This is a genomic window from Enterococcus diestrammenae (assembly GCF_049384045.1).
In the GTDB taxonomy this organism is placed as follows: domain Bacteria; phylum Bacillota; class Bacilli; order Lactobacillales; family Enterococcaceae; genus Enterococcus_C; species Enterococcus_C diestrammenae.
Genome location: NZ_JBMRGR010000026.1, coordinates 21,362 through 31,546, shown reverse-complemented (window position 1 = coordinate 31,546; position 10,185 = coordinate 21,362). Strand labels below are relative to the sequence as shown.

10 protein-coding genes are annotated in these 10,185 nt (G+C 43.8%); 4 read left to right on the top strand and 6 right to left on the bottom strand.

Features of this window, described 5'->3' with window-relative positions; all coding sequences use genetic code 11:
* Nucleotides 1–140 precede the first annotated feature (140 nt).
* Both ACO03U_RS12875 and ACO03U_RS12870 read right to left on the bottom strand, forming a co-directional pair.
* Entirely contained in the window at nt 141–773 is a 633-nt protein-coding gene (locus ACO03U_RS12875) for a YitT family protein (RefSeq protein ID WP_204687860.1), read from the bottom strand.
* Between the two features lie 132 nt (nt 774–905).
* Complete coding sequence (locus ACO03U_RS12870; RefSeq protein WP_204687862.1) at nt 906–1,361, bottom strand: MarR family winged helix-turn-helix transcriptional regulator; 456 nt, start codon at nt 1,359–1,361, stop codon at nt 906–908.
* Nucleotides 1,362–1,816: 455 nt separating this feature from the next.
* Between ACO03U_RS12870 and def the strand changes: the two genes are divergently transcribed.
* Nucleotides 1,817–2,380, top strand: a complete 564-nt coding sequence (gene def / locus ACO03U_RS12865) for a peptide deformylase (protein WP_204687864.1) — start codon at nt 1,817–1,819, stop codon at nt 2,378–2,380.
* A gap of 375 nt (nt 2,381–2,755) precedes the next feature.
* On the opposite strand, the gene ACO03U_RS12860 is transcribed toward def, so the two are convergent.
* The 3 genes from ACO03U_RS12860 to ACO03U_RS12850 all read right to left on the bottom strand — a co-directional run bounded on the left by ACO03U_RS12860 (nt 2,756) and on the right by ACO03U_RS12850 (nt 4,943).
* On the bottom strand, nt 2,756–3,277 hold the full coding sequence (locus ACO03U_RS12860) for a transcription repressor NadR (RefSeq protein WP_161868244.1): 522 nt from the start codon (nt 3,275–3,277) through the stop codon (nt 2,756–2,758).
* A gap of 40 nt (nt 3,278–3,317) precedes the next feature.
* Nucleotides 3,318–4,160, bottom strand: coding sequence for a chorismate mutase (locus ACO03U_RS12855; protein WP_204687866.1), 843 nt, complete (start codon nt 4,158–4,160; stop codon nt 3,318–3,320).
* A gap of 78 nt (nt 4,161–4,238) precedes the next feature.
* The gene (locus ACO03U_RS12850; RefSeq protein ID WP_204687868.1) at nt 4,239–4,943 is read right to left on the bottom strand and encodes an NAD-dependent protein deacylase; all 705 of its coding nucleotides are present in this window, start codon (nt 4,941–4,943) and stop codon (nt 4,239–4,241) included.
* A gap of 212 nt (nt 4,944–5,155) precedes the next feature.
* Between ACO03U_RS12850 and ACO03U_RS12845 the strand changes: the two genes are divergently transcribed.
* The 3 genes from ACO03U_RS12845 (at nt 5,156) to ACO03U_RS12835 (ending at nt 9,033) form a co-directional block, all read left to right on the top strand.
* Entirely contained in the window at nt 5,156–6,631 is a 1,476-nt protein-coding gene (locus ACO03U_RS12845) for an ABC transporter substrate-binding protein/permease (protein ID WP_204687870.1), read from the top strand.
* Nucleotides 6,624–7,346 (top strand): amino acid ABC transporter ATP-binding protein, encoded by a 723-nt coding sequence (locus ACO03U_RS12840; protein WP_204687872.1) that lies wholly within the window; start codon nt 6,624–6,626, stop codon nt 7,344–7,346. Before ACO03U_RS12845 ends, ACO03U_RS12840 begins: the two co-directional genes overlap by 8 nt.
* Before the next feature lie 394 nt (nt 7,347–7,740).
* Complete coding sequence (locus ACO03U_RS12835) at nt 7,741–9,033, top strand: MATE family efflux transporter (protein WP_204687874.1); 1,293 nt, start codon at nt 7,741–7,743, stop codon at nt 9,031–9,033.
* A gap of 73 nt (nt 9,034–9,106) precedes the next feature.
* On the opposite strand, the gene ACO03U_RS12830 is transcribed toward ACO03U_RS12835, so the two are convergent.
* Complete coding sequence (locus ACO03U_RS12830) at nt 9,107–10,045, bottom strand: EamA family transporter (protein WP_423104908.1); 939 nt, start codon at nt 10,043–10,045, stop codon at nt 9,107–9,109.
* Nucleotides 10,046–10,185 lie beyond the last annotated feature (140 nt).

Genomic DNA, 10,185 nt, shown 5'->3' with positions numbered 1-10,185 from the left:
ATACGTTTTCCGTTACTGGGACACGTTAGGGACTTTAACCCTTAAGAGTTTGCCCATGCTGGGCAAACAAAAAAGGCAAGCCCTCTTTCAAGGTTGCTTGCCTTTACGCTTTTGTATTTAAGCCTTGCTAGAAAAGTTGATTACTCCACCTTAGCCGGCTTTTCCTGATGCATCCAAGCTGGCAAATGAAATTCTTGTACGATACCGATGAGTTGTCCTGAAAGTATGACTGTCAGCAATGAAAAACCAATGCGATTCAAGGGAATATAGCTCAAAGACAATACCAAGACGACCAAATCACTAGCAAGGTAGGCCCACTGAATTTTCATTTTAAAAACTTTGGCAATACTCATGGCCATAGCATCATCTCCACCCGGGGCACCACCTGCTCGAACACAAAGCCCACAGCCAACCCCGACAAAGATAGCTCCTACTACTGCTGCCAAAAGGGGCGTGTCACCGATATGGGGCCAAAAAGGTCCGATTGCTTCAAAAAGACTATAGCTAGCAGAGAAACCGACAGAAGCGACAATGGAATAAAATATGAACTCTCGCCCTAATATTTTCCAGCCAGCCGCATAACATAACATATTGAAGATGAACCCAGTGATTGCTGGTGACAAATGAAACCAATGATCTAGTAACAGGGTCAGCCCCAGACCACCACCTTCAGTCACACCACTGAAGGAATGGATATTAAATAAGCCAAAAGATAAGATTGTACTCCCCAAAATCACCATCACTAGTGCCCGGGGTTTAATTGTTTTTAACATAGTATTTTCCTCCAAAACAGATAAGTTATTTTTGTTGATGAATGTAACCAGCCTTATTTCAACAATTTGTACTCTTCACAAAACTGAATCAATCGTTGGTCTGGTCATAATTTTCTGGACTTATCTGTTTCGCTACAAATGTTTGCTCTTCTCTTGACGGGTTGCCGTAGCCTGTAGCTCTTTTGTAAAAATTTCTAAGGCATCGATAAAGTCCGGCGAATAAGCCTGCAACGTTTGTGCTAATGCCTGATGCTCTGCTTGATAAACTGGTGCCAAGACGGTTTGTCCATAGACATGCCCTTGCTGGGTGAGGCGAATCGTTTTTTCGTTATTGTGACTGGCAGGCTCTAAACGGACGTAGCCTTGTGCCACGCATTCTTTTACGATCGTATTCAAAGTCGTCTTAGGGATCAGCCATTTTTCACTCAGCTCTTTTTGGGAATAAGCCATCCCGTCATCCAGTGCATAAAGTAAGGTTAAAGTATTTTCCTTAATACCAATCTCCTTACATTGGCGGGAGTAGACGCCATCGATAACATTGACTGCCAAAATCAAGCGGCGAATCTGCTCTTGCAAGTGGTCCGTCATTGGAAAAAGCTCCTTTTAACTAAAAATTAGCCTGGCTGAACGAATGCGATTCCTTCTTGCGAGTTCAGTTAAAACAGTGATAGGATTCCCTTATCTTGGGTGGGCTCCGTCTGAATACTGAAAGACGCTAGTTCGCAAAGCCAAATCTATAAAAAAACAAATACGAATTCGTACTACCGGCAATTTTAGTGGGAAAACTTCCTCTTGTCAAGCTTTCCATAAGGAGGATTAATGAATTCTTTATCAAGAAATGGCGGCAAAATACAAACTTCTGCGGCGTTAATTAACGAAAAGATGTTTAAAGCCAAGTAAAGAATAACTTGCAAATACGCCCTCTAATAGGATTTTGTGGTAAACTAAAAAGATGAAAAATGTCTGTCCGGCTCCTATCATCGACTTCTGATGATGATAGGAGTCCTAACAGCTAGCAAATATTTAACCGAGGTGAAAAATATATGATCACAATGGATGATATCATCCGGGAAGGCCATCCTACGCTGCGGGAAGTAGCAGCTGAGGTGAGCTTGCCTCTAAGTGACGAAGATATCCAGCTTGGCGCGGATATGCTACAATTTTTGAAAAACAGCCAAGACCCCGAAAAAGCCGAAGAACTCCACCTCAGAGGCGGCGTCGGTTTAGCAGCACCCCAACTAAATATCAAAAAACGTATCATCGCTTTACACGTCCCTTCGAGTGATCCAGAGCATCCGGAACCAACCTTAAGCGAAGTTATGTATAATCCTAAGATTTTGAGTCATTCCGTTCAAGATGCTTGTCTTGGTGATGGCGAAGGTTGTCTTTCAGTGGATCGAGAAGTTCCCGGCTACGTGGTACGCCATGCTCGTGTAACGGTATCCTACTACGACCTTGCTGGGAAGAAACAAAAACGACGTCTAAAAAACTACGAAGCGATTGTCGTTCAACATGAAATCGACCACTTAAATGGTATCATGTTCTATGACCACATCAACGAAGCCAATCCTTTCGCCCTTCAACAAGGTGTGTTGGTGATTGAATAATTGATCTATTTTGGTCATACCTAAAAATGACTAGTCTTGGATTCGGGGAATCTTCCCCGCAAGACTAGTCATTTTTTATCGTAACTTACCAGGAAAGCATCTAGCAGCGTTTTAGAATTAAACATAACCAACCAAATTAAATCAAAATAGCGTGGAAACTGGTGAAATGACTCGTTATAAAAGTAGTTGTCCCGTCGTAATAATACTCAAAGAATTGGATTCACCTTTTCAGTCCTCTCTACAGACTGAGCATTCCCTATCCTTAAGTCGAAAAAACTCCTTACTAACAAGATTTTGACAAACTTAGGTCTTGTTAGTAAGGAGTTTTTGGTGAACATTAGCTTTTTCTCGTAATAGATAATTATCAACTTCTACTTATTCCTGATACAGAATGCCTTTTTCAGCCAACGCCTGTTTAATTTGCTGAAAATCAGCTTCTGTTTGATAGCGAATCGTATGGAGATGGATGCCATTCGTCAGATTTGAAAGCAAGCGGGCATTGGAGTTACGGTAATTTTTCATAAAGTCTTTGACGTCTTTGGCCGTCTTGATCCGTAAGCTACCCACCAGTTCGCCATAGATTTCATGCTCCACAATAACGTCTACCACTTCACCGCCGTTAGTGACGATGATCTCTAGCTCTTCTTGGGTCTGACTAGCATCATGTTGAACAGCGATTTTTTTGGTCCGGCCTTTTTGATCTTTGGCCTGGTCCAGCTTGTAACCGCGACTAGTGGCGATGATTTCTTCACCGGCGGCTCGCAATAAAGCGACATCCCCTACGATAATTTGGCGACTTACGCCTAGCTCTTCGGCGAAGCGACTGGCACTAAGCGGTTTTTCCGATAGTTGTAAGCGTCGCAAAATCTCCTTGCGCCGGGCAGTTCCTTCTACCATCTTCCATCCTCCTCTCTTTTTCTTGTAACAAAGGCCGGTCTTACACGCGGCTATTTTGGTATTCTCTTGAACGTTTCATAATGTCGGCAAAAGTGTCGCTGATGGTGTTGGCAAACTCAGGGTTGCTGACTTGCTTTACCACACTTTCTAAAACGGCTGTTTCCCGCTCGCTATCCAACACCGGCGTTTTCATCGTTTTCTTGATCGTCACTACCTCGTTGACGGCTGCCATCCGTGCTTCTAAGAGCCGAACTATTTCTCGATCGATGGCGTCAATTTTTTTACGAGGTGCCGCAAGTAAATTTTCAGGGTTCGTTGGCGCTGATTCTTCCAACTCAATCTCCTTGATGACTTTGGCAGGATTGCCAGCTAAAACCACGTTATCACCAAAAGATTTGGTCACTACAGCACCTGCTGCCACAACCACATTGTCCCCAAGAGTCACTCCCGGCAAGATGGTGACGTTCCCACCAAACCAAGCATTGTTACCGACTTTGATGGGCTTACCGCCTTCAAGACCACTGTTACGTTTGACAGGATGCAAAGGATGCGTCGGAGTCAAAATTTGGCAACCTGGTCCCAGCATGCAATTGTCGCCGAATTCAATGGGGCAAACATCCAAAAAAGTACAATCAAAATTGGCGTAAAACTGTTTGCCGACGCTGATGTTGTAGCCATAATCAAAACGGACATTTGGCTCCAAATAAGGGCGTCCATCCGAAGCACCAAACGCTTCAGCTAATAGCAAACTCCGTAGGCTAGCGTCAGCTTCTTGATTGATTTGGTTTAATTTCAGCCGAGCTTCTTTACGGTCAGCAATCAATTCAGGATCTGCCGAAAAATAAAGTTCTCCGGCAATCATTTTTTCTTTTTCGCTTTTCATAAGTCCTCCAGATTATTTCAGCAAGAAAACCTGCTTATGGTTAGTTAACGTTCTTGTCTTTCAGCTGCTATAACATCCTTATAGCAGCTGAAAAATATCTTCACCAGCACATTGTACCATGTCAAAAGCCACTGGCATAGACACTGGCGTTTGATTGATAGCGATGATTTTGGTATTGGCTTTGGTATAGTGGATCAAGTCACAGAAGGGATGAACTTGAAAAGTCGTCCCTACCACTACGACGACATCCGCCTGAGCGACGGCTGCCACAGCTTGTTCGAGGATATCTTGGGTAAACCCTTCTCCGTAAAGCACGACTTCTGGACGGATTTGCCCACCACAAGCGTGATGACGATCGCTTTTTAAGTATTCTTGCCAAGAAACTGGCTGCCCACATTGACGGCAATGGCACTGATACAATGTCCCATGAAAATTCACCAATTGTCGGCTGCCGCTTTTCTCATGAAGGCCGTCAATATTTTGAGAAACCGTCCAGACTTTGCGCTCCTTTTCAGTTTCTAATTTCGCTATTTTTTCGTGAATCACATTGGGCTTGGCCTCTGGGTGGTAAAGATGCTTCACAAATTGGTAAAATTTGGCCGGCTCCTGGAGTAAGCAATCATGGCTCAACAAATATTCCGGGGCCTCCAGACCGTGGTAAACCCCTTTTAAGGAACGATAATCAGGAATCCCAGAAGCAGTGGATACGCCTGCTCCTGTTAAAAAAGTCACTTTATGCGCTGCCAGAATCGTCGCAGCCACTTGTTCTTTTAGATTTTTCATGGTGCGTCACCTCAGTTTTTAGTATACCCGTTTTCATATGGATTTCCAAAATCTGTTTTTTTTCAACCACCTATGAAAAAAATCAAGCGAACCCCTTTTCATTTTAATAATTATATGATACGCTGTAGCAGGTTCGAATGAATTTTTATACAATATACAACAATTAGTTGCATAAAAGCTAAATTGATTGCTTTTCGGAAAGGAACTTTTTTATGAGAAAAATAACCAAACACCTGCTTGTCTATTTACCAATCATCACTTTACTTTTGAGTCTCTTTTCATTTTCCTCGGTAAGTGCGAAAGCTGCCGAAACCACCGATCCCATCTATGAACGGATCCAAGAAAGTGGTGAATTGGTAGTCGGCCTTTCCGCTGACTATGCACCTTTTGAATTTCACGCTACCGTCGATGGTGTCGATACGGTCGTAGGCTTTGACGTAGCAATTGCCGAAAAAATTGCTGCTGACCTAGGTGTCAAGCTAAAAATTGAAGAACTAGGCTTTGATGCCTTGTTGGGTGCCTTAAAAACCGGTAAAATCGACATGGTTATCTCCGGCATGAACGCCACGCCAGAGCGAGAAAAAGAAGTCAATTTTACTGATGGCTACATGACCGTCACTCAAAAAGTGATCGTCCGAAAAGCAGATGCCGATCGTTTTGCTTCTTTAGCTGAACTCAATGGAGCCAATATCGGCGTGCAAAAGCAAAGTGACCAAGAAGCCTTGGCTCAAGCCGAACTACCGGATTCTAACTTGACTTCATTACAAAAAGTACCAGATTTGATCACGAATTTAACCAATGAAAAAATCGATGGCGTCATCATTGAAGGGCCCGTCGCGGATGCCTATGTTCAAGTCAATAAAAGCTTGGCAATTGCTGATCAAGTAAAATTTCAAGATGGTAGCAAAGAAATGGCCGCCGCCATCGCTAAAAATGCTCCCTACCTGTTGACCAAAGTCAACGAATCCATCGCTGACATCAAAGCCAACAATTTATTAGACGGTTACCAAAAAGAGGCCAACGAGTTGATGCTAGCCAATACGGAAGAAGGCTTTTTAAGTAAATACTTACCCTACTATGCCTCTGGGGCGGGCTACACTATTTTCCTAGCCTTCATCGGGGTCTTGTTCGGAGCAATCCTCGGGGCGCTATTAGCTTTGATGAAGCTTTCTAAAACCAAAATCTTTAAAGCCTTGGCGACGATTTACATCGAGTATGTTCGGGGCACCCCCTTATTGGTCCAAATCTTCATCGTCTATTTTGGAACCGGGGTCTTGGGTTTTGATATGTCGAAACTGGCAGCCGGCTGTATCGCCTTGGCTTTAAACAGTGGTGCCTATGTAGCGGAAATCATCCGGGCAGGGATCAACGCTGTCAATAAAGGCCAGCTGGAAGCCGCTCGTTCCTTAGGGATGAATCAAGCCCAAGCGATGCGGTTTATCATCTTCCCTCAAGCGGTGAAAAATATCTTGCCAGCCTTAGGAAACGAATTTGTAACGGTCATCAAAGAATCTTCCGTCGTCTCTGTCATCGGCGTTTCGGAATTGATTTTCCAAACGGGCGTGGTGCAAGGTGCCAGCTTCAAGCCGTTTATCCCTTATGTCATCGTTTCTCTAATTTATTTTGTTTTAACCTTTACGATTTCTCGACTACTTGGTGTTGCTGAAAGGAGAATGGCCAATGATTAATGTCAAAAATTTATCCAAAGCTTATGGGGAAAATGAAGTTCTTAAAGGCATCGACTTAGATGTGGCAGCTGGTGAAGTCGTAGTGATTATCGGCCCTTCTGGTAGCGGCAAATCCACGTTCCTTCGTTGTCTCAATCTTTTAGAACAGCCCACTGGTGGCATCATCGAATTTGAAGGACAAAATATCCTCGACAAAAGTGTCAGCATCGACCAATTACGCCAAAAGATGGGGATGGTTTTCCAGAGTTTCAATCTCTTTCCGCATATGACCGTCTTGGAAAACTTGACGATCAGCCCTCTCAAAGTCAAAAAAGAAAAACCGGAAACGGCTAAAGCCAATGCCATCGCCTTACTGCAACAAGTCGGGCTAGCAGATAAAGCCGATGCGTATCCTGCAAGTTTATCCGGTGGCCAACAACAACGGGTGGCTATCGCCCGCGCTTTGGCTATGAACCCTGATGTGATGCTCTTTGATGAACCGACGTCGGCCCTCGATCCAGAAATGGTGGGGGAAGTCTTGGCGGTCATGCAATCATTAGCTGAAAAAGGCATGACGATGGTCGTGGTTACCCACGAAATGGGCTTTGCCAGAGAAGTCGCTGATCGGGTTATCTTTATGGATCAAGGAATTGTTCAAGAACAAGGGAGCCCTGAGGAAGTCTTTGGCGCCCCTAAGAACCCCCGGACTCAAGATTTTCTGCGGAAAGTGTTGTAAATCTAGGAGGAGCTATCCCTGTTAAGAGGGACTGGCAGCACAGTTATTGGACTGTTTACAATAGAAAGTCCCGCCCCTTACTGCTAGCTACTAGTAGCGAGGGGCTTTTTTTTAGCTGTCGCTTATTTCCCGTCAACTTGGCTCTTCTCATGAACAAACTGTCAAAAATTCATGAGAAATTGCCCATCTCGATTGTTTTTGACAAATCCAGATGCTACACTAGCCAATAACACGAGTCACCAGGTGATCAACGGCGGCTTGGATTTAAAAGTGAATATTCGCAAAATCGCCGGGTTTTGCCAACAATTTGTTGGAGAGGGTATCATCTGATAGGCCGTAGAAAGATGATGCACCCTCTATTTTTGTCTTGAGATTTAGGAGGAGAAAACCAGTCATGAAAGAAGTTCGCAGTTACGTCACTAAAAGTGTGTTAAGTACCATGGCCTTATCTGCCTATATTTTGGCGGATACCTTATTTGTCGCAAACGGTGTGGGCAACCTGGGACTCACCGCTTTGAATATCGCCTTGCCATTATTTAATCTAATCAACGGCTTAGGCCTACTGCTAGGAATGGGCGGGGCCACCTTATTTAGTTTGAAAGGTGGCAAGGGAAGCTATTTTTCCCAATTAGTGGCAACTGCTGCCCTACTGGGTCTTTGCTTTACTTTGTCAGGAATCTTTTGGGTCACGCCACTCGCCAAACTACTTGGGGCCAGTTCTGCTAGTTTGCCTTTGACCGTAGAATATTTACGCTTTGTTTTGCTATTGGCTCCTTTTTTTATTTTGAACAACCTAGTCTTGGCCTTTGTCCGCAACGATGGCAATCCCCAACTAGCCATGATTGCCATGCTATCGTCTAGCTTGTTTAATATCGTTTTTGACTATATTTTTGTCTTTCCTCTAAACATGGGCATGGCGGGAGCAGCTTTAGCCACCGTCATCTCACCAATTTTAAGTCTGCTGATTTTAAGCTTTCATCGTAAAAAAACTCAGCGAAAACTGACTCTTGAACTAGCCCTGCCACAGTTGGCAACTATCAGTCGTGCTGTCCAATTGGGGATGTCTTCGTTCTTGACGGAAATGAGTACCGGTGTCAGTATCTTGATTTTCAACCAGGTTTTGCTAGCTTTAAAAGGCGATGTGGCAGTAGCAGCTTACGGTGTTCTAGCCAATATCGTCTTGGTAGGTTTGGCGATGTTTACTGGGGTAGCCCAAGGGATTCAGCCATTAATCAGTCGTGCCGCTGCCAAAAAAGACCAAGCTGCGGTGCAAGGTTACTTGCGATATGGTCTCAAAATTGCTTTGTTGTTGGCGCTTCTTTTATACGGGGTATTGCTAGTATTTCGCGAGCCTATCACCGGCTTCTTCAATCGGGATCAAGATCCCGTCTTGACGCAGCTGGCAGTGACTGGGATTCCACTGTATTTTCTTTCTTTTTTTGCTTCCAGTAGCAACATCTTATTGTCAATCTTCTTCTCAGCGATTGGCCGTGCCAAACAAGCCTTTACCATCGCCTTATTACGGGGGTATTTGTTAATTATCCCGATTATTTTACTCGCCAGCAAACTAGCGGGTATCACCGGTGTTTGGGGTAGCCTACCTTTGACGGAGACGCTGACGATGGTCGTCGCTTATAGTTTATTGCACCAGACGCTCCACCCCAAGACTGTCCGTTCAAGGTCATAAAAAACCGGTTCAAGTACTTTTCAGTAGCTTGAACCGGTTTTTTAGTGGGCTTACTCATGCGCTAAACCTATACTTATCCGTCATAAAAGCCAAGAATGGCAATCCCTGCCATAATCGCGGCAATCACAACATAATGCTTGGCCGTTAGCCGTTCCTTTAAGAAGATACGCCCCAGCAACACTGACACGATGGCATAGGAAGAAATCAAAGGGGCGGTAATAACGGCTTCTTGGCTGGAAATCGCGCCAATATAGAAAAATTGCCCTAAGGTTTCAAAAATCGCTGCTAAGCCTTTGTCCCGTTCTTTAAAGACCGTGAAGGATTCTTTTTTCACTAGTTTCAAATACCCCCACAAAAGCAAACCGACGATCAAAAAGGTTAATTCATAGCTCATGTTGGCTTGGTCTTCCGGCAAAATCTGTTTGTATTCCAAATAATAGCTATCCAAGAACGTACCTAAGCCATCAATCACCATATACAAAATGGGGAACAAAATCGCTACGGCTCCAAAACGATATTTGGGGTCGAACTTAACTCCTTCTGCCGCCAACTCTGCATCTTCTTGTTTCTTTTCAAAAATGGACAATAACAAAATTCCGATCAAAATCAGACAAATTGCCACAAACTGGAGGCCTTTCAAAGAATTGCCCATAATCAAGAAACCTAACAATGCGGTTACGGCTCCCGAAGAATTACTGATTGGCGATGAAATTGACACTTCAATATAGCGTAAACCAAAATAACCAATCGCCATCGATAATATATACATCGCCGAAACTGGTAAATAGACGATGAGATTTTTCCAATCATATGAAATTCCTTCATACACGCCGTAATACAAAATGGCATGGAGTCCCATCACAAGCCCCACCATGATAGTCGTCTTCATGGCGCTATGGGGATCTGCTGCATTATTGCCTTTTTTATAGAAGAGATCTGCCGTCCCCCAAGCTAAAATCGTGATCAATGCCGATACAAACCACATAGATGCACCCCATCCTTTCTTCAACATTCATTTTGATTCTTCTTAAAGTTATCTTAATCTTTTTTTCCCGTCAAATATTAGTTATTCTTTACAAGAGAAAACTTTCATTTCATGACAAGAAGCAAAAAACATGCTAAAATGGCAGATGGAAATCCTTGCCAAAAAGG